This is a genomic window from Phnomibacter ginsenosidimutans, assembly GCF_009740285.1.
In the GTDB taxonomy this organism is placed as follows: Bacteria; Bacteroidota; Bacteroidia; order Chitinophagales; family Chitinophagaceae; genus Phnomibacter; species Phnomibacter ginsenosidimutans.
On the sequence record NZ_CP046566.1, the window covers coordinates 2908605 to 2930632 of the forward strand.

The 22028-nt window shown below is 46.8% G+C and carries 13 protein-coding genes; 3 read left to right on the plus strand and 10 right to left on the minus strand.

Annotated elements, in window-relative coordinates; translation table 11 throughout:
• Positions 1–6: 6 nt before the first annotated feature.
• Positions 7–1053, minus strand: a complete 1047-nt coding sequence (locus GLV81_RS12605) for an AI-2E family transporter (RefSeq protein WP_197428291.1) — start codon at positions 1051–1053, stop codon at positions 7–9.
• Positions 1054–1153: 100 nt separating this feature from the next.
• Here GLV81_RS12605 and GLV81_RS12610 point away from each other — a divergent pair, with 100 nt between their 5' ends.
• Both GLV81_RS12610 and GLV81_RS19490 read left to right on the plus strand, forming a co-directional pair.
• Positions 1154–1660: a cupin domain-containing protein gene (locus GLV81_RS12610; RefSeq protein ID WP_157479182.1), complete on the plus strand. Its 507-nt coding sequence runs from the start codon at positions 1154–1156 to the stop codon at positions 1658–1660.
• Between the two features lie 87 nt (positions 1661–1747).
• Positions 1748–2206 (plus strand): YqaE/Pmp3 family membrane protein, encoded by a 459-nt coding sequence (locus GLV81_RS19490; protein ID WP_197428292.1) that lies wholly within the window; start codon positions 1748–1750, stop codon positions 2204–2206.
• 80 nt (positions 2207–2286) lie between these two features.
• Here GLV81_RS19490 and galK read toward each other — a convergent pair whose 3' ends face one another.
• The 5 genes from galK to GLV81_RS12640 form a co-directional block, all read right to left on the minus strand.
• On the minus strand, positions 2287–3420 hold the full coding sequence (galK, locus tag GLV81_RS12620; RefSeq protein WP_197428293.1) for a galactokinase: 1134 nt from the start codon (positions 3418–3420) through the stop codon (positions 2287–2289).
• A gap of 30 nt (positions 3421–3450) precedes the next feature.
• The gene (gene xylA, locus GLV81_RS12625) at positions 3451–4779 is read right to left on the minus strand and encodes a xylose isomerase (RefSeq protein WP_157479184.1); all 1329 of its coding nucleotides are present in this window, start codon (positions 4777–4779) and stop codon (positions 3451–3453) included.
• Between the two features lie 190 nt (positions 4780–4969).
• A complete protein-coding gene (locus GLV81_RS12630) occupies positions 4970–7630 on the minus strand; it encodes a glycoside hydrolase family 3 C-terminal domain-containing protein (protein WP_157479185.1) in 2661 nt (886 codons plus the stop codon).
• Between the two features lie 7 nt (positions 7631–7637).
• Positions 7638–9077, minus strand: a complete 1440-nt coding sequence (locus GLV81_RS12635) for an alpha-L-fucosidase (protein ID WP_157479186.1) — start codon at positions 9075–9077, stop codon at positions 7638–7640.
• Between the two features lie 107 nt (positions 9078–9184).
• Positions 9185–10105 (minus strand): AraC family transcriptional regulator, encoded by a 921-nt coding sequence (locus GLV81_RS12640; RefSeq protein ID WP_157479187.1) that lies wholly within the window; start codon positions 10103–10105, stop codon positions 9185–9187.
• A gap of 170 nt (positions 10106–10275) precedes the next feature.
• On the opposite strand from GLV81_RS12640, the gene GLV81_RS12645 reads away from it, so the two are divergent.
• A complete protein-coding gene (locus tag GLV81_RS12645; protein WP_197428294.1) occupies positions 10276–11610 on the plus strand; it encodes a sialate O-acetylesterase in 1335 nt (444 codons plus the stop codon).
• Between the two features lie 99 nt (positions 11611–11709).
• Here GLV81_RS12645 and GLV81_RS12650 read toward each other — a convergent pair whose 3' ends face one another.
• The 4 genes from GLV81_RS12650 to GLV81_RS12665 all read right to left on the minus strand — a co-directional run bounded on the left by GLV81_RS12650 (position 11710) and on the right by GLV81_RS12665 (position 21876).
• The gene (locus GLV81_RS12650; protein ID WP_197428295.1) at positions 11710–14103 is read right to left on the minus strand and encodes a DUF5703 domain-containing protein; all 2394 of its coding nucleotides are present in this window, start codon (positions 14101–14103) and stop codon (positions 11710–11712) included.
• A complete protein-coding gene (locus tag GLV81_RS12655; protein WP_197428296.1) occupies positions 14100–17435 on the minus strand; it encodes a glycosyl hydrolase in 3336 nt (1111 codons plus the stop codon). The genes GLV81_RS12650 and GLV81_RS12655 overlap by 4 nt, the downstream gene beginning before the upstream one ends.
• Before the next feature lie 57 nt (positions 17436–17492).
• Entirely contained in the window at positions 17493–18548 is a 1056-nt protein-coding gene (locus GLV81_RS12660; protein WP_246185978.1) for a glycoside hydrolase family protein, read from the minus strand.
• Positions 18549–18627: 79 nt separating this feature from the next.
• Entirely contained in the window at positions 18628–21876 is a 3249-nt protein-coding gene (locus GLV81_RS12665; protein WP_246185979.1) for a glycoside hydrolase family 2 TIM barrel-domain containing protein, read from the minus strand.
• Positions 21877–22028: the final 152 nt, after the last annotated feature.

Consider the following 22028-nt stretch of genomic DNA (forward strand, 5'->3'; position numbering starts at 1 on the left):
ATAAGATTACCCTTCTTCAGCAGTTTCTTCATCGTGTGGTGTTATAAACTCATCGTAGTAAATGCGTACCAGCATGATGAAGAGACTGATGAGCAGCGGGCCAAAGATGAGCCCCAAAAATCCAAAGAGATTTAAACCGATAATAACGCCAAATACGGTTATCAATGGGTGAATATCGGCCATGTATTTCTGCAATACAAAGCGGAACACATTATCGCTGCCGCCAATTACCACCAGACCCCAAAAAATAAGCCAGTAACCATTGTTGGTATCACCATTGGCAAAGGTGAGAATGGTAAGCGGCACCCAGGCCGCCATGGTACCCACAAAAGGTATGACTGAAGCAATGCCTGTAATAACCCCCCACAGCACCGGCTTATCTATACCAAACATGTAATAGCCGATCATGGCTACAATACCTTGTACTGCTCCCAACACAGGTATTCCCACCGTATTGCTTACCACTACTTCTCTCACCTCATTCAGCAAGCGGGAAGTGTTGGTATGCTTGAGTGGCAGATTGCCTCGTACCCAGCGTTCCATCTCACCATTTTTCACCAGCATGAAATAGAGGATGAAATACATGATGAACAAATTGGTAAGGGTGTTGAGTGTAGCACTAATCATGGAGCCACCCATGCTGGCAATAGCAGCCGGTATTCTCTTTACCGCATCTGTACTCAAAATATCTAAGTTGTATTGATCATGCAGGTAATGGTCAATGCTATGCACAGAGGCTTCGAGTTTAGACGTGTCTTGCAGTAAAGGTTTTACAGCATCAATCAACACATTTACCACCCATGCCAGCGGAAAAACTATGACCACCAATGACAGCAGCATCATGAGAACAGCCACCAGAATGACGTTCCATTTTTTTTGATACACCAGATAAAACAACGGAAGCCGCATAAGCATGTACAAGGCCAATGCCCCCATAAATGCGCCGAGCATAAAGCTCATTTGCTGGTACAACAAAAAGCCCAATCCAATGACAATCAGCAACAACAAAATTTGCCGAATGACTTTAGGATGGATTTGATTGGGATGCAGCATACAGAGGTTTAGCTCAAACCTACACCTTCCGTCAAAAGAAACCAAAATCAGCGTTTTGTATGGGCAATTCTCTTTTCTTTGTCGCTCATTTCTACACGCTATGAACAACCGTCCTGACATTTTTCAATCTGTCGAAGCGCAACTTACCGACGCAGGTTTTACCATCAGCAGTAAAGATTTTGACAGACCGTGGGGTGGCTTTTTTGTCATCAACGAAGCCGAAGCCGACAAGTTTATTGAAACCTATTTTCCGGGCTATACCAAAGAGCAATTGATGATTGGCGAAAAGCTGAGTCCCAAATTTTTGGTGGTAGCACCCAATAAAAGATTGAGCTGGCAATACCATTTTCGCCGTGCCGAAATCTGGCGTGTGGTGAGTGGTCCGGTGAAAGTGGCCATCAGCGAAACCGATGAAGAAACACCCGGCGACTTTTACCAGGATGGCGATATTATTGTACTGAAAAAAGGCACCCGTCATCGCCTGATAGGTGCACCTGATAATTACGGTGTGGTGGCTGAGATTTGGCAGCACACCGACCCGCAGCAACCTAGCGACGAAGATGATATCATTCGTTTGCAAGACGATTTTGGCAGAAGCCCGCTGTAGTGAAAAAAATTTTTTATTACCGGTGTTTGAGTTGATGTTGTGTCCACTTAGATTTGCTTCATCACATCATTTAAACACATGAACACTATGAGAAAAGCACTACCCCTCTTGATGGCAGCATTTATATTAGTTGCCACTACTGCGCAAGCTGCATTTACACCTTATGTGAGCACAGCCCCTACTTACAAAAGCGAGTTGTATGTAAATGAGACCATTGCTCAAACATTTGCCAGCAACCTCGAAGGTTTTATGAAACTCACTCCTGCTGAGTATCAAAAAATGACTGGTCAAAAATTGACCCTGAAGGAAAAACTGAAGTTGAAAGCAGCTCAGGCGCTGCTGAAGAAGCAATTGAAAAAAGCCGATAACAGTAGTATTCCGCAAGTATTGTATATCATTCTTGCAATTATTGGTTTTGGCTGGTTAGCCATGGGCATCATGGACAACTGGAAGGGTAACAATTGGTGGATTAATCTGATTCTGACTTTTCTTTTCTGGCTACCAGGTCTTATTCACGCCTTGATAGTTATGAAGAACTATTACTAATAACAAATTCTTTATAACAGACCATAAAAAGGCCATGCATCAACTGCATGGCCTTTTTATATTTCTACATTGAATGGACCTTACACTATACGTCGGGTGCCATCGCCAATGGCTACCCGATGCACCCCCATAGCTACACCAAACTGCTGCTGATATGCAGGTGCAATTGCGGCCAGCAGATGATCTACTTCGCCGGCCTTTACCAGTGCAATTACGCAACCGCCAAAACCGCCACCCATCATGCGGGCACCAATCACTGCTGGTTGTTGCTGGCAGGCATCCGCTATAAAATCAAGCTCTGCACAACTCACTTCATACAATTTGCTCAGCCCATGGTGAGTGCCAAACATGCGCTGCCCAAAAGAGGCAAGATTATTAGCCAGCAAATCATCACAGGCCGCTGCCAGTCTTGCATTTTCCTGCACTACGTACAAGCATCGGTTGTACACTTTTTCACCCATGCTGTCTTTGCATTGCTGCAGCATGTCTTCCGTTACATCTCTAAATGTTTTTACAGATGCGAAATTCGATTGCAGAATACCAAAGCCCGTTTCGCATTCCTTGCGGCGGGTATTGTACTCCGAGCTGGCCAGCGAATGTTTTACCTGTGTATCGAGCAGTACAATTTCTAAGCCTGCTGCATCAAATGGGAAATATTCATATTCCAGCGAATCACAATCGAGTTTGATAACATGACCCGCTTTGCCAAACATGCTGGCAAACTGATCCATGATGCCGCACTTTACACCTACAAATTCATTTTCTGCAGCCTGCGCCATTTGTACCATCTCCAACTTGCTGTGACCAAAGTTGAAATGCTCATTCAACGCAAAAACTGTGGCACACTCCAACGCTGCCGATGATGATACACCAGCACCCACGGGTACATCGCCAGCTATCAGCAAATCAATGCCGTTGATGACAGGATGCTGCTTTTGCAACTGCTCTATAACGCCTAATATATAATTAGGCCACTGCAAATCCGAAGCTTGCAAATGAGCACTCCCGATTGTTTCAAAGGATTGCTGATGACTGGCAGAATACATGCGAATGCTACCAGTAACATTCGGCGCCAGCAACACACAAACTTTAAACTGAATGGCAGCGGGTAGTACAAATCCATGGTTATAATCGGTATGCTCCCCTATCAAATTTATACGCCCGGGCGATGCTGTAACGACCGTGGGTTGCTGCTGAAATTTTTCGGCAAACAATTGCCGTAATTGCGCTAATTCCATAATTCACTATACAAATCGGTTAATTAAATTTTCGAGGTATTCTTGTTTGCCGCTCTTCATGGCAGGCTCGCCATGTGCTACCGCAAATGCTTTCAAATCGCTGAGCGACAACTTGCCTTGCTCAAATGCCAATCCTTCAGCACTATCGAAACTTTCATAACGGTCTTTTCTGAACTGGCTGTACACTCCGTGTTGCAAAATGGCGTCTGCTGCAACTAATGCACGTGCAAAAGCATCCATGCCACCAATGTGTGCCAAAAACAAATCTTCCGGATCGGTAGAGTTGCGGCGGATTTTCGCATCGAAGTTGATGCCGCCACCGGCAAAACCGCCAGCCTCCAGTATCACCAGCATGGCCTCTGTCAATTCGGGCACGTTGTTGGGAAACTGATCGGTATCCCAACCGTTTTGATAATCGCCGCGGTTGGCATCAATGCTGCCGAGCATGCCTGCATCTGCAGCAATCTGTAGTTCGTGCTGAAAAGTGTGCCCGGCCAGCGTGGCATGGTTTACTTCAATATTCAGTTTAAAATCGTTGAGCAAATCAAACTGGCGCAGAAAGCCAATCACGGTTTCACTGTCATAATCATATTGATGCTTGCTGGGTTCGCAAGGCTTTGGTTCAATAAAGAAAGTACCGGTAAACCCATTGGCACGGGCATAATCTTTAGCCATGTGCAGAAAACGGGCCAGGTGTTCTTTTTCCCGTTTCATGTTGGTGTTGAGCAAACTCATATAGCCTTCGCGGCCACCCCAAAACACATAGTTCTGCCCGCCCAATGAAATAGTAGCATCCAACGCAGCCTTCACCTGTGCCCCGGCATGTGCCAATACATGAAAATCGGGATTGGTAGCAGCACCATTCATATAGCGGCGGTTGCTAAACAAATTGGCCGTACCCCACAGCAATTGTATGCCGCTTTCATCCTGTTTGTGTTTGAGGTAAGCAGTGACGGCTTGCAAACGGTCTTCATTTTCCAGCACATTGTTGCCAAAGTCTACCGCATCTACATCATGAAAACAATAAAACGGCAAGCCCAATTTGGTCATGAATTCAAAGGCCGCATCGGCTTTGTCTTTGGCCCGTTCAATAGCATCGTCGTGATTGTTCCAGGGAAACAAATGCGTGGGTTCACCAAAAGGATCGGCGCCGCTACCACAGAAGCTATGCCAATACGCACAGGCAAAGCGCAGGTGTTCTTTCATGGTTTTGCCAGCCACTACAGCGTCGGCATTGTACCAGCGAAATGCTAGTGGATTATCCGTTTTAGGTCCTTCGTACCCAATGGCACCAATGCCCTTAAAATACTCTTGTTGGCCAATTACAATCGCCATGTTGCATCGTTTTGAAGTGAGAAAGAGATTGCGTCGCCCTTACGGTTGCACTTCTGCTAAATCCAACCTGCCGGGCGGCGACATGCAATTTCGGCTATCTGATTCAATTGAAACCTGATTGAAAATAATTTCCTGAAACACATTTACGCAAAGGTTTGCACCGCTTGTTTCTTTTACAAACGAAAAGGCTTTACTGCTGTACCGTGAGCAATGTTTTCAGGCGAAGATCTTTGGAAGAAGCACCAATCATAATGCGAAAATCGCCGGGCTCCAACACTGTTTTCCCATCCAGGTTTATCATGCTCAGCATGGCCGGCGTAATGGTAAAGCGAACGGTTTTGCTTTCGCCTTTGCGCAATGCAATGCGTTGAAATCCTTTCAGCTCCATCACCGGCCGTGCCAACGAAGCCAACTCGTCGCGGATATACAACTGCACCACTTCATCGCCATTCATGTTGCCGGTGTTGGTTATATCAACACTCAGCTCAACAGATGCTCCCGCTTTTATGCTGGTAGAAGAAAGCCGCAGATTGCTGTATGTAAAAGTCGTATAACTCAAGCCATAGCCAAACGGAAACAAGGGTTCTCCACTGAGGTTGTGATAATCATCGCCGCGACCGGTGGGCAGGTGCCAATAGCTCAGCGGCAATTGCGATTCATGCACAGGAAAAGTTATGGGCAACCGGCCAGCAGGATTGCGTTTGCCAAGCAATACATCGGCCACTGCATGGCCGCCTTCTTCGCCGGGATACCACAGCATCATCACGGATTTCAATTTATGCAACCAACGCTGCATGGTAATGGCACTGCCTCCTACCAACAATACGGTTACAGGTTTGCCGGTGGCTGCCAATGCCTCTATCAACTCTTCCTGATGGCAATCGAGGTTTAGATAAGCACGGTCTTGAAATTCTCCTTCATGAATACCCGCTACCACTACCACAGCATCACTGCTTTGCGCCAGTAGCAAGGCTTCCTGCTGCAATTGCTGCCAATAATTCAAAACATCTTTATTCCACACTAAACGAATGTGGGCATTGCCCACTGGTTCTTTAAACTCAATGCGAACACGTACCGATTTACCTGCAGTAAAAGCATAAGGTTTCAACAAAGTATGATAGCTGCTTTTCTCCCAGGCATCTACATGCAGCACATCATTCAAATACAATCGATACCCATCGTTGCCATCAAGGCCAATGGCGATGCTGTCAGTAACATCTGAGGTGATCTCACCTGTCCAGCGGACTGCGAAGAAATCTCTTTGTAGCGCAGCATCCGGTGCATACAAAGTCCAATGGAAGTCGACCTGTGCATCTGTTCTTTCTAACACAGGTTTGCCACTCAACTCTATATTGTTATAATACGATGCCTGCAAACCCGCTGCTTTTATCCCATCTTTCAGATGCGATAAAACTGAAGCAGGCACTATGTTCCATTCTTTCAATGCCCTTGAATAACCCGGCGCAAACCGAACAGTCGATTGGCCTTTTAATGCAGCCTGCAAACCATCAAGAATACTCACCTTGCCATTGCCCGGGCCGCTGTATCCGCCAAGCCTTGCAGCAACGGCATCTTCGCCAATCACTGCGAGTCGTTGTACTTTTTGCAACGGCAGCATGCCCTCATTTTTCAGCAACACAAAACTTTTAGCAGCCGCTTCACGTGCTATGGATTTATGCCGGGCGATATTGATGCTGTTCGCTATTACATTTTCATCTACATAGGGATGCTCAAACAAGCCCAACTCAAACTTGATACGCAGCACCCGCCGTACTGCGGCGTTGATAATCGATGAATCGATACTGCCATCGAGAAAAGGCGGCATAAACAAATGGTGATGTGCATAATCGGTTTGAAAAATAACATCCAAACCATTTTGTATCGACAACGCACTGCTCTGCGGATAATCTTTTCCGGTCATGTGCAGCACGTTGGCACCACCCACGGCTGAAGCATCCGAAATCACAAAGCCTTTGAAACCATGCTCCTTCTTCAACCATTGGTTCAATATCCAGTTGTTGGCGGTAGCTGGCTGTCCATTTACACTGTTGTACGAAGTCATTACACTGCGGGTGCCTGCGAGTGCAAATGCTTCCTGAAAAGGCAACAAATGCGTTTGGCGTAAAAACCATTCGCTCCAGTAAATGGGATAACTATCGCGGCCACCATCGCCCACATTGGCGAGTAAATGCTTGGGGGTTGTTACCACACCCATTTGCTCAATGGGCTGCATGAACGCAACGCCCATTTGTGCACTCAGCCACGGGTCTTCACCATAGGTTTCTTCTACCCTGCCCCAGCGTACATCGTTGGCCAGATTGATAACTGGTGACAACACTTGCCGAATGCCTCTTGCCTTTGCTTCTTTGCCAATGGCACTGGCCACAGAACGCATCAATGCTGTATCCCAGGTGGCAGCCAAACCAATGCTTTGCGGAAATGCAGTTGCACCAGCTCTCACCAAACCATGCAGGGCTTCATCAAATGGAATGATGGGAATACCCAGCCTGCTTTGGGTGATAAAATACTGTTGTTGACGGTTGATTTTCAATGCCAGCTCACGGGCATTTTCGGTAGCATTGTATTGCAGCATCTGCCCCGCCGCATTCGCCGTTTGGCCGCTGGCACTCACCTGAAAACCAAATATACCGTGCTTGTATTGCTGCTCTTCGCCGGGCTTTACTTCGCCGGGTATCATGAAGAGCTGCCAAAACTTTTCTTCGGGTGTCATGCGGCTGAGCAAATCGGCCACCCGCTGCTCTACTGGCAACTGCGCATTTGTGTAAGGCTGCGCCAACACAGCCAGAGAGCTGCTTGCAAACAGCAATATCCACATCAGTTTTTTCATCATCAATACATTATGGCGCCACTATTTGAAAAACCCAAGCCCATGCATTGGGTGGTGCTGCAACCAAAGACTTTGGAATGTTGACCACAATGCCTTTTTCGGTTACCGTAAACGAGAGTTTCTTTGTACTTCCCAACAACTGTACGGCAGTTATTGTAGGCTTGGGCGTGTACGGAATGAGCACAGTGGCGGGCATTGCTGTTTCATTTTCCGGCACCTGATAAATGGCAAATACTTCATTCGTTTTTTTGGTGAATACCCAAGAACCTGCAGACGGCAATTGCGGATCGGCTTCGGTAGCATAAATAGCCGAACCGTTTTGTTGCATCCAACTACCAATTTGTTGCAGGCGCTGGTATGCAATGCTGTCCCATTCGCCATCGGGCCGTGGGCCTACGTTTAGCAGCAGGCTGCCATTTCTGCTCACAATGGTGGTGAGTAGATGAATCACTTTTCTCGCCGGCTTGTATTCATCATTGGGCACATGACTCCATGAATTGCCCAGCGTCATGCAACTCTCCCATGGATAGGGCAAGTATTGATTGGGCACACTCTGCTCGGGGGTAGCGTAGTTTTCATATTCGCCCGGTACGGTTCTGTCTACAAACAACATACCCGGCTGATGCTGCCGCACTTTGGCCGCAATAGCCGGTATGTCTATATCCTGATCGTAAGGAATGGTGCGCTGCCACTCCACCGCAGTATCAATGCTGTGCTTGGGACGCACCCAGCCACCATCGAGCCAAAAAATATCTAACGGTCCATAGCCAGTGGCCAGCTCAAGCATTTGATTGTGTGTAAAGGTTTTGTAAGCATTCCACCGCTCCGGATATTTTGCCGGATTGTAGCTCACATTGCGGTCTTTGGGTGGAAAATAACGCCACCAATAATCGGGTGTGTGCCAATCGGGCTTGCTGAAATACGCCCCAATCATGAACCCTTTTTTGCGAAACGCATCAAACACTTCCTTGGCCACATTGGCTTTAGGATGTGTACTGAATGGCGAAGAGGAATGTGTAATGCGATAGTCGGTGTATTTACTATCGAACATGCAAAACCCATCGTGGTGCTTGGTGGTAAACACCATGTACTTCATACCGGCTGTTGCGGCTGCATCGGCCCATTTATCTGGATTGAACAGCACCGGGTTGAACTGCTGCTGCAAACCTTCGTATGCTTTTTTGTAAGCAAACCAATCGTTGGCAAATGGGCCGCGGCGTATGCACCAGTTTTCATCTTCGGGGCACAGGCTCCAGCTTTCTACAATGCCCCATTGGCTATAGGTGCCCCAATGCATGAGCAGGCCAAATTTAAGCTGCTTCCATTGTGCCAGCTTGGCTGCTACCAACGGATCGGATGGTGCAACGTATTTGGCACTCAGGTTGTGCTCTTGTGCTTGTGCCATGGCACAACTAAGCCCTGCAAAAAGAAGAATGGTAACAATACGCATGCCGTACAGTATTAAACAATTGCAACGATACCCATTTCTTCAACGGGAATGAAACGGAGTTATTCAAACTGTGTACAACTACGGCTGAGCTACTGCAACAAAGACGGCTATTCGCTTTTGGTAACACTGGTTCGAACAGTGCGGTATTTTTTGGGCGACATGCCAATGATTTTGCGAAAGCGTTTCGAAAAATAATACGGATCATCGAAGCCCATGCTGAAAGCAATGTCCTTAATAGCCCTGTCACTAAAATCGAGCTGCTGGCAGGCTTTTTGCATTTTCATTTGCAAAAAATAATCGATGGGAGCATACCCCGTTTTTTGCCTGAAGAGGCTGGAAAAACGTGACACCGAATAGTTGTAACGTTTGCTTAAATCAATAAGCGATAGATTATCGTTGATGTGCTCTTGCATAAACAAAATGGCACTGTCTACACAATCAAGACTTTCTTTTGATGTGGCTTCGTAGTGCCGATCGTTGTACAAAAACAAGCTCAAAAACTGCGACAAACAAAGATTGGCAAACAGCAGATTATCGCTACTGTAACCCAGCTCCAGCGTCTTGTACATTTTCGAAAACAACGGTAAAATTTCGCCGCTGTTGCGTACATGCTGTGGTTTAAAACAGCGCTGCACCGATTGCATGCTGTTCATTTCGGGCAAGGCTTCGCCACCAAAATGAACCCAGTAAATAGTCCATGGATGTTCTTCATCGCTTCCATAAGCATGCTCTGCATGTTGAGGCAAAATGAAAAATTCGTTGGGGCCTACTTCGAAGCGTTGCTTGCCCAACTGGTACCAGCCATGGCCATCTACACAATAAAACAAGAAGTTTTCAGGAAGCCCTTTTTTACGATAGGTATAGTGGCCCTTGGCTTTGGGATAATGACCAATAGAACAAATGTGCAATTGGCTATGCACTGGATTGTTTTGCACTTTGCCCTTTAGTACAATCCGGGGAATTTCAATGCGCTGCCGGCCAACGCCGTACCAGATATTTTTATGTGAACCTTCTTTATTGTCTTTCATGGCAACCGCAACAATTGGCTGAAAAATTAGGAAAAAAGCGGGAGGGCAAGGTCGGTTATCCAACAAAATGCTGCCAAATCTTCCACGCATACGATTGAGTAACCCATGCAGCATGCATTCAGCAGTTGCGCAGTACATTCGGGCAACAATCAACACAGAAAAATAGCCTTATGAAAATGACATTTCGTTTGTACAGCCTTTTGCTGCTGCTGTTGGCCAGCATCAACGGCATGGCCAAAGTAAAACTCCCCTATTTTTTTGCCGACAATATGGTATTGCAACAGCAAACCAATGCGGCCATTTGGGGTTGGGCAAAACCCGGCGGTAATGTGAGCATTCAAACATCATGGAACAAAGCCAAATACAGCACCACAGCCGATGCGCAGGGCAAATGGAAAACAGCTATAGCCACACCTGTTGCCGGCGGTCCATACAGCATCAGCATCAGCGATGGTGATGCCATCACCCTGCAAAATATTTTGATTGGTGAAGTGTGGTTATGCAGCGGGCAAAGCAATATGGAAATGCCCATGAAGGGTTTTCGTGACCAACCCATCCTCGGTAGCAATGATGCAATTTTCAATTCGGCCAACGATCAAATCAGGTTGTACACCGTGCCCCGTTCTGTGCAGCGTTTGCCACAAGATACCAGCAAGCAATCGGCTTGGAAAATTTGCAACGCCGAAACCGTTGGCGGTTTTAGTGCTACGGCCTATTTCTTTGGCAAAATGCTGCAGGAAAAACTGAAAGTGCCTGTGGCTCTCATTAACATTAGCTATGGTGGTTCGCCGGTAGAAGCATTTATGGATGCTGCCAGCTTAAAAGCTTTTCCTGAAATTGCTGTGCCTGCCGCCAACGACACCAACAAGCTCAACAACAGAAATGCGACCGTGCTATACAATGGCATGTTGCATCCGTTTTTAGGCTTCAGCATTCGCGGTGCTATTTGGTACCAGGGCGAAAGCAACAACGAACGTGCTGCGCAATACGAAAAACTGTTTCCTGCATTTGTGCAGCAAATAAGAGCACAAAGCAAGCAAGGCGATTTTCCATTTTACTACTGCCAGATTGCACCCTACAATTATTTCAATTTTGGCGTTGTAAATACAACTGCGGCCAACTCAGCCTACCTGCGGGATGCGCAGCGCAAAGCACTAAAAACAATTCCCAATAGTGGTATGGCGGTCCTAATGGATTTGGGCGAAGAATTCAACATTCACCCGGCAGACAAAGCCACTGGCAGCAAGCGGTTGGCCTACCTGGCACTGGCCAATACATACGGCCTCAAAGGCTTTGCTGCCGAAAGCCCTGCGTATGAATCTATGCACATCAATGGCAACAGTATTACGCTGAAATTCAGCCATGCACCCAACGGGCTCACTGCCTACGGCAAAAACTCATGCAGTTCGAAATTGCAGGCCCCAACAAGGTTTTTCGTCCGGCTACAGCAGTTATCAATGCAGGCAATGTCGTTGTGTCTTCACCAGAAATTCCAAATCCGGTAGCTGTACGCTATGCGTTTAAAGATTTTGTTGTAGGAGAATTATACAACACGGAAGGTTTACCTGTTTCCAGTTTCCGTACCGACGATTGGTAACGGACAGTTATTTACGATTGAATGATTCTTGTGCAACTGTTGCCGCAAATTCCCAACCGGCTGGCAGTTGCACATCTTTTTTGCGACTGGCCGGCCACACTTGCAGGTTTGTTATTTTGCCTGACTGTAATCGGGCTTCAACAGTTGTGTTGCCCGGTGCATGCAGTTTGAAATGCACATCTTTTTCTTTGGGCCATGCGGGAAAAACCAACAACTGGTCGCCATTGATTTGTAACAGCATTTCCTGCAAACCAATCATGCCGCTACCGCCCCAGTTATGATCGGGCACCCAATCGAAACCAGGCCCCCAAAAAGCAGGAAAGCGGCGGTCGCTATTGCGCAACTTCATGGAGGTAAGCTGCCAGGCATCGCTGGTGAGACCTAATCTCGCAGCCCAAATATTGTCTTGCTTCCAACCCACATGACTACGAAATTTTACCACATTGGTATCAAGATACCAAGTATTCAAAGCCGTATCTAAACCGGGTTTGCCAACGCCGTAACTACCCCATGGAAAAACCGGATACAACTGTGGCGATTCAGTATTGTTAATGCGTTCCCAACTCTTTGCGGGTGCCAAAGTGGTTTTACCATTGAACTGCTGAAAAGAAGGATAAGGAATGCGTTGCAGGAGCTCTTGCACATAGTTGGCTTGCGCATAAAAATACCCGGCTACCGTATCCCTTTCGGGCATTGAATGATGGCGATTTGCAAGCCAATGATGAACATAGTCAAGAGCACCTACTGCAATATGAAACACGCCCTCGATGCTGGTAACCGCATTGGTAGCCATCTTGTAGGTTTCCGCAGCACTACCAGGGTAAATGACCAGCTTGCCATCTGCATCCAACGCTTTACTGCCCCGCTGTTTGGCCAGTATTTGATAATGCTCATCGAAGAAACGGAGACAAGACATGATGAATGGAATTCGGTCTGCAATGTCTCTTCCGGTGTACCGATATTCTTCCAACATCATCAGGCAAAATTCAAATACGGTGTCCCACTCATATTCCAGCCATGCATTGTACTCTACGCCTTTGTCAAAATCAGCGGGTCGCTTGGTGCCGTACTCAGCATAGTTGGGCAAACCAAAATTTTCCATTTGTTCTGTAAAACAGGCGCCGTTATGATTCCAGTAAAACTGCGTTCTTAATTCAGCATTTTTTTGCAGGCGCAGGTAAAAGTTAAGTTGTGGTTGCAGCATGCCCCAATCGCCACTCTTAATCATGGGATAGTAAACGAGACGTTGGTTTTGCGCTGTGTGTAAGCCGCCACCCCAGTTGCGAAAATCGGGTGTCAATGCCAGTTTGGAATCGGTAAAAACAGGATCGACGGTGAGCAAACCGCCATTGAATTTGGTAGGCCATTGCCCCTTGGCATTGCAGGCCAGCATGTAGCGAAACAACTGATAATTTCTCCCTACCTGCCAGGCAATGCTGTCTTGTTGCAAACTGTCGATGCATATAAAACTGCGTTGCCAAAACGCTTTCCACCATTGCAGCGTTTTTGTTCGGGCCGATTTGTCTTGCAGCGATTGCTGCTGCAATGCAAGCAGGTTATTTTTCCAATCAGCTATGCTGGCTGTTTGCTCATTGTGCAAATACAACTGCAACGAAAATGAAGTAGCATTTGATTTGCTTTTCAGTAGCCATGCTTTATAATCTGTGTGGGCATAGGTGCCGGTATCGGTACCAGCAGGTACAAAGTTTTTGCCCGTAAGCATTCCGCCAAAAGCCAGTTGTTTCAATGGATTGTAGAGCTGTGCTTTCACCGGCTGCATACCCTGCTGAGCCACGATGGTATCAAAAATGGTTTGGCTGCTGTTGTGGTGATAAAACAACACCGCATTTGCTGCAAAGCCAATGCTATCCGCCTTGTACACATTGTTTTTGGGTGCCGCCCATTTCCACGAATTCCCGAAATTTTCTCTGGCTTTTACTATGCGGTCTTGGTACCGCCAACTTTCGTAAGCCGCTGTTACGGCTATCTTACTGTTGCTTTTTACATCAACATGTGCCACGGGGCGAAATACATCTGCCCAAATGTTGACGGTTGCTTTCACCCCATTGTTTTCGCCCGTTACAGACACGTAGCCTTCCTGCAAATGCAACTGTTGAGTAAACGATTTTCCTGTAAAAGGATTTGGAGATAATTGAATGCGCAAACGGCCAGATTTCATGAGTGTATTGTGCTCATCAAAATTGCCGCTACGTGCTACATGGATCAATACATCGCCATTTTCCACCCACACATTCATGCCAATGTCGCCGGCACCACAAGGCATAGATGCACCAGCGTTATCACTGGGCGAATGCCAGATAACATTGTATGCATGCATGGAGGGCTGTGCTTGCGACCACAGCATCCAGCAACACAATAACAAGCTTATTACACCTCTCATTGAACAACTAATTTCACCGCTCCTGTTAAGCCTGCTGGTTGCAATGGTTTGCCTTGCAATCGAAACGGTGCGGTGGTAAAGGTAAGACGTTGATGGGGCGGCAGCTGCGCATCTGCAATCAGGCGGTTGTGCCAGGTGTTGGTAACATCGATTTCAATCAGGTTTGTACCTTCCTTCAGCACAGCACTGATGTCTAGTTGATACGGTGGCGTCCAGATAGCACCGCAATCAATGCCATTCACTTTTACGGTGGCAATGTTGTACACCGAATCGAGCACCAGCCTTGCCTGCTGAAACGGAGTTTGCGGTTGCAGGTTTACCGTTTTGCTATACTTCACTGTTCCGGAATAATAGCGTACAGCATCGTTTGCAACGGTTGTCCAACTTTGTAACGCAGCCATGGGTAATGGTGCAGCCGGCCCCGCTTTGGTAGTATCAAATTGCAGCGTCCAATCCCGGCTGATATCGAAAGTTTCTGGTGCTTTGATGGTGGCAAAAACATCACTCTCGGGTGATGCTTCTTTTTTACAAATAAAGAATACTGCTTGTGCTGCATCCAACATCACATCGACTGCTATCCCCTCCTTACTGACGGTGTAGCGATAGTCATTAAAATATTTTCCCGTAACCGGATCAAGAGCTTCAACAGCTGGATAGCCCGAACGTAATGTGAAGGAAGATCGAATAGCACGGCCCGATTGATTGCTCACAAAGTAAATGTCTGCATCAGGAAGACGACGATGTGTCCAAGCCAGTTGTCCTTTCCCTTTTGTAACGTCCACATCTTTCTGCACTTGCATCAGTGGTTCATTCTTAGTCCATGCACCGATGTGCAATTGTCCTTTATACCCGCCAGCTTCTATTGCTGAAAACACTTTTCTCAATTCAGCATTCTCATCTTTCATACCACGGCCAATAACAGGCGATTGCTCCAATACAATGCGGGCACCTTGCTGTAGCAAACTCAGTATTTTTTTTGCCACAGGCACAGTCATCCACAAATGATTGGGATTGAGTGCATGCTGTGCCGGAAACACCAAAACCGAATAGCCGTTGCCGCCAGGTGTCAGCACCTTGTTGCCAGCCACTGTCATTTGCATCAATACATCGGGGTTAAAAGAATCGTATGCATACCCATTCAGCGGATCTATCCAATTTTCGGGGTCGGCCATGTTAGCAGAATGACTGACACCATCGGGTATGCTGCGCAATGGCTGACCGATATTCGCCAACCGCTGTTGCTCGGCCTGCAACTTTTCAGCCGTCATCAAACCCGGCAGCACATTCACCAACCTGTCTGGCAGCAAGGCCCTGCGTGGCAATGCATCACTGGTAAAAACGGCGATGTCTGTTACCGGTTTGCCAAGCTGCAACAACGCCTGACAGCGGCTCAGGTACTCCATCCATGCCTTGCTTTGTTGAAACCAGGTTTGATCTCGTTGAAAATACAAACCCACCCCATCGAGGGTCATGCCCGGTTGTTTATTCACCCACGGATTGTGTGCAAACACATGAAACACCAGTTTATTAATACCCAATGCAAACTGCCTGTCGCCAAGGACTTTCAGCTTACCGGGATGTTCTGTCCAATCCATGCGGACCGTTGTAAAAGATTCGGCCTGCACTATGTTTTTTCCATACATGTGTGCTGCACTAATGGCATCACGCATGTCGTTGGGTTTATCATGCGTAGGACTGTTGTGCCAAAATTCACCCATGGGCAAATCGGCGTACTTAAAATGCGTTAGTCCATCACTCATCATGGTTGGCGCAATGGCTTCTGCACTTAGCAAACATCCTTTTGCTTTTGCAGCAGCTTTTACCTGCGTGTAAAAAACATCGTTTACCAAATCGGCAATGGTTTGTCTTACATCATGCAACACTTTCTCCGATTTTTCTGCACTATTCACCGGCACACCTGTCATGCACAGCAGCCAGGGTGTGATATCATACCCACGACGTTGTTGAAATGCAGCAGCAAAATTGGCCGACCAGTTTTGACTGCCAGCCTCCCAACTATCTACGTGCAACACTTTCAACACCTGCTTTGCCAGCACTGCTTCTGTTTTGCTGTAAAACTGACCGAACCAGCTGTTGAGTTGCAACTGCACAGCTGCAGGATTAAACTTGTCGCACTCCAACCCCAAACCTGCACCACCCGTGTAGTTGGTGTGCCCTTGCGAAGTATGACCAATGCGAACAATCATCCAATTGCCCGCAGGCACTTTCCATTGCAAACGACCCTGCTTGTCCAGCTTTCCGGTGAGGTTGATGATGCGTTCTTTGGGCACCGCATCTGATACTGTAACAGCCCCATCGTAAGTAGCTTGTGCCATGCGCCACACCGAACCATTCTTCGATTCGTACTGATGAATTTTTGGTTGATTGCTCAGGTAAATGCCTTTTACTTTCAAAGAAGGTTTCCACTTGGCCGCATCCAAATCTTCTGCACCGGGCAATGAGCCTTCTTTATTGTACACAAATCTGAAATGCGTGGCAGTAGTAGCCGGTATGGCATAGGTAAAATTTTCATCCGCATCTTGCCAGCCATGCCGTGGTGCTTGCAACTGAGCAATATCTGTAAACGTAATGCCATCGTTGCTGATTTGCATTTTCAATCGCAATGCCTGATAGGTATTGCCGCCCGTTTTTATTTCCAAAGAACGGATGGTTACGGAAGTGTCGTAGCTGTATTGAATCCAACACGCAGTATCGCTGCGAAAGGTTTGCTGATTGTTGGGCTCACTCAAAAATGATGCATCAATAGCATTGCTGGTAGAAACAATGGGTTGTAGCAACATTTCATCGGGCACCGCTTTCAGCGGGTAAGCAAGTATGGCTACCTCTTTGTAAAAACCTTTGTACGAAGCAGGCTGTGACAGTTGAATGTTCGTAGCGCCTTGCTGAACCACCGTATTACTCCACACCAGTTTTTGCATGCTCAGTTCGGGTGTAATCCACGGGCCGCCAGCCAATGCAAAACCATCACTCACATGAACGCCCAGTTGCAGGTTGAGCCGCTTCGCTTCTTGCATGGCAAACTTTACCAGTTGCCACCATTCAGCACTCAGTTGCCGGGCAGTGGGGCTAAACGGAATGTTGGCACTTGTGTCTTTGATGGGCATGAGGTAAGCACCGGCAATCCCTACTGATTTCATAGCTTCCAAATCAGCTGTAATGCCCTGTTTGGACACAGCAGCATGCATCCAATACCAGAAGACCCATGGCTTGGCTTGTTGGCCGGGATGTTGGAATGAATACTGAATAACATCGTTGATTTTCGTTTTTGGCTGTGCCGCTCCTTGCAGACTCCACAATAGTAGCCAAGCCATACACATCCACAATTTCTCTAGCCTTATCAGCACTGCTTTCATCATCCGCAAATTTGCTTATTTAGATGTAAGCGTTGATGCACCTTTATCTACCGACGTAGCCACAGCTATACCCCTGTTGTCTTTTTTATCGACAGCGCAATAAAAGTGATACACCACTCCCTTCCATTTTACAACAAAACTTTTGTGGGCATACTTCGCATCGTAGGGATCGGAAGATGCAATGAGATCATCACCTGTCCAGTCTGTCCAATTCACTAAATCGTAACTGCAGGCAAAACGGTTGAAGGTTTCATTTTTTCTGGCTTCCCAAAATGCCCCGAAATAAAACATCACCCACAGGTCATTTATTTTTTGAATCACCGCATCGCCGGTAATGCCCACACCGTGTTCCATTACAGGATGGGGAAGGTAGCGTTTCCAATTCACCATATCATCACTCACGGCCATACCAATGCGTTCAAACCAGCGCCACTTGGGTTTGTTGCCGCTGCTGTCGCCGTTGGCATTGTAATACATCACAAACTCACTGCCGAGTGTTTTATGCTTATCTCTGATGATGGTGCTTTTGTACAGCTTTCTGTTTTCCCACCAACGTACATCCGCATCGGCGTTACTCAATACGGGCTGCGTCAACCTATTCCATTCATGTGGCTTGGTTGGGTTTGCGGAAGTATTTGCAATACCAATGGCCAACGGGCCTGCTTCGTAACCAAGGTCTTTACCGCCGATGTAACTCATCCAGTATTTGCGTTGGTATTTTTCCAGTTTGTAATTGCCGCCCCATTGGGTGTTTTGCAATGCGACGTATCCTGCTTTCTGGTTACTATCCCACCCGATAGTTTTCGGGTTAGTGGTATCAGAAAAGCTCATGAGCTTGCCGAGTGTTGTCCACTGTAATAAGTCTTTGCTTTTAGCCAGCCAAGTTTCATAACCACGACCATCAAATTGAATGTAAGTCATGTACCAGGCATTGCCCTTTCGGAAAACAGAAGGGCAATCAATTTTCTTCGTCTCATTTTCAGGAGTTACAACAAGACCATATTTAAAAGGCGTCTTTACTTCTTCATATACTTTCTGCATCACATCCTGCGGCACTTGTGATTTAGCCACGGAGACACAGAGTGCACAGAGAAAAAACAACAAATATCTTGTATGACTCTGCGTCTTTGTCTCTCTGTGGTTCACCTTACTATTGAATTTCTCTTGCTCTCTCACCAGCTGATTTCTTTTTTGCGTTGAACGGAACTATGTAAAAACTGTATTGATAATTGTTCGGCTTTATTTGATACTGCTCCAACGGTGCAGCCACATCGCTCCAGCTATCGTTGCCACCCACGCCCATTTGCATCAAATCTACATTCATCGTGAGATAACCTGCAGGCTTTAAATCATTGGTATGTTTGGCTGTGGTTAAGTTGGCAATACTATATGGCCATACACTCATGCTCAGCAAACTATCCGCCACAATCAGCAAACCATTCTGCGCATTTCGCTGCTGTGCAAAAAACCAGCGAACATCTGTACGGTTGCTGTTTTCTTGCGGCACCACGTAGGGCTGCAAAAAAGCAGACAACGATTGCTGATACACTGCCACATTCGTTCCATATTTTCTGTCGATATAATTTTCCATTGGGCCACGACCCCAATATTGCAATTGTTGCAATGAAGAATCGATGCCCATTTGTAACCCTACTTTGGGCAAGTTGGGCAAACCAGGTTTTACCTGAAAACTGTAATGAACCTGCACTACACCGTCTGCAAAAACTACATAACGAATTTGCACCTGTGCACTATCATTTATCAAAGAGAAACCACAACGAACTGTAACTGTGTTATCCGCACCTTGCTCCACCTTCATGCCGGTAGATTGTAGTGTATACTCATACCAGGGTTTCAACTTGCGGTGAGGCTTCCAACCACGACGGTCGTTATCAGTAAGCGGTCGTTTGAAATTGGGCAACAGCGGCTGCTTGATGTACGACTGTCCGCCATGTACCAGCGATGACAATGTACCCTGTTGTGCATCAAAATACAACTCCGTGCCACCGGCTTTAACCGTGATACCAGATTCATCTTGCTTTACCTGTATACCTATTTTACTATTGGCTACGTATGGTTTTCCTGAAGGCCCAGACTGCAGCAACAATTGAGATGAAGCTATCTCATGGCCAGCATTGGCCCAGGTTGTTTGCTGCTGCAATACAAAAGCGATATTGACATGATACGCTGCATGTTGATCCAACTTAGGTAACCATTGTGCAATGGGAAAATTGGCAGTACTGCCCGGTGCAACATCTATACCGCCAATTTGCTTTGATAAAACAGGCAAACCATTTTGCAACACTTGCAGCGTAGCCGTGTAGGCATTCGCATTCAGCACCTGACTGTGATTGATGATGCGAAGCTGCTGTTGTTTGGCATCCGCCCATTCCACATCAATGGATTGAAAAATGCGTTTGCATTCGTACATAGCCTGCTTAGGAGTACCATCTGCATCTACAATGCCTTTAATGGTAAAATTGTCGAAATACTTTTCGCCGTAATCACCACCATAAGCATAGAATTTCACTCCTGCTGAATCAGTTTTCTCTAAGCCTTGGTCTTTAAACTCCCAAATGCAACCACCAATCACTCTCGACAAGCTTCGCCACTGATCCCAAAAGTCTTTGAGGTTACCTGCACTGTTGCCCATGGCATGCGCATACTCACAAAAGAAGATGGGCCGATGATCGCCATTGTTTTGATTGACCAACAATGGCGCTGTATAATCAGACGGATACATACGACTCACCACATCTACATAATATTGGTCGAGTGGGTTTTGTATGCGGTGCGAATGATCGTTTGATTTGAGATAGCGGATATCACTTGGATCGATATAACCTGCAGCTTTGGGTGAACCCATTGCCGGTTCATAGTGCAAAGGCCGTGACATATCAAAGTCTTTTATCCAACCTGCCATAGCAGCATGATTAGGGCCGCTGCCCGCTTCATTACCAAGGCTCCACATGATAATGGAAGGATGATTTTTATCCCGCAAAGCCATGCGGCTCACCCGCTCTATGTAAGCGGCCGTCCATGCGGGGTCATGGTCCAGCTTGCCACCCAAACCATGTGTTTCATGGTTGGCTTCATCAATCACCATGATGCCCATTTCATCACACAAATCAAGCAGATAAGGATCGGATGGATAATGGCTCAACCGCACACAATTAAAATTGAATTGCTTCATGGTACGGATGTCTTGCAAAATATCTGCTCTCGATAAAGCTTTCCCTTTTACGGGATGATGATCGGGCCGGTTGACACCATAGAGATACGTGAGTTTGCCATTGATCAACAACTTGCTGTCGTGTTGTCGAAACTCAACAGACCGAAAACCAAGTTTACAGTTTTTTACTTCCAACACATTGCCCGTACTGTCTTCGAGGCTCAACAATAGTTTGTATAAATAAGGCGATTCGGGGCTCCACTTTTTTGGCGCAGCAATGGTTGTTTCCAGCAAACCAAATTTCACCCGGTCTAACCGTGGGTGAATTTCATTGATGATATCGTCCACAGATTTCTGCAATGGAGCAGACAATACCGGTTGATTATCGGCCGTGTACACTTGTGCTTTGAGCACATAGCCGGGCAGATTGGCACCTGTCAGGTTTTCCATGCGTGGCCTGATGCTCAGTACAGCATCCTGATAATTGGAGTCGAGTGTGGTTTGGTAAAAGAAATCAGCAATACGCAACCGTGGTTCTGCATGCAAATACACTTCGCGGTGAATGCCACTCAATCGCCATTGATCCCGATCTTCCAGAAAACTTCCATCGCTCCAGCGAATTACCCAAACGGAAATGATGTTTTCGCCGGCCTGCAAATACGGTGTAATGTTGAACTCACTCGGTAAAAAACTATCTTCTGCATAGCCACAAAACTTTCCGTTGATCCACAGTTTGTAAGCAGAACTGACGCCGCCGAAATGCAACGTAATATTCATGCCCTTCCAATTTTCGGGCAGCACAAAGCTGCGCTGGTAACAACCTACCCCATTGTAATCTTTTGGCACATACGGAGGATTGACCGGCCGGAATGGATACACTGCACTTTTGTAAATGGGTTTGTCGTAGCCATGCATTTCCCAATTGGCCGGCACCGGTATTTTCTTCCAGCCCTGCACTTTTTGTTTGTAAAAGTCAGCTGGCTCATCGCCGGGCTTCAAGGCAAATGCAAAATCCCATTCCCCATTCAGCGACAGGTAGCGACCGCTCTTTTCCCGCTGCCCCTGCAAGGCATCGGCTGTGTTGGCAAAAGAATATGCCGTGGCCCTCGAAGCCTCTCTGTTGATGCCGCTCACCAAAGGATCTTCGTACGGTTGGCGGTTGTAAATGGAAGGAGCAACCGGCACCGCAGCAGGCGTTTTATCAACCAGCTGTGCTTGTACTTGCACGGTGCATACGAGTGAAAAAAGAACCGCAAATATTGAACAGAATTGTTTGGACATGTTGGTTTGTATTGCTCAGTAGTGAACAGAAACTTGAAGTGTGCGACGCAACGAAGATGCCAGCTGCACGGCTGCTGACATCCACATTGTATTATGCT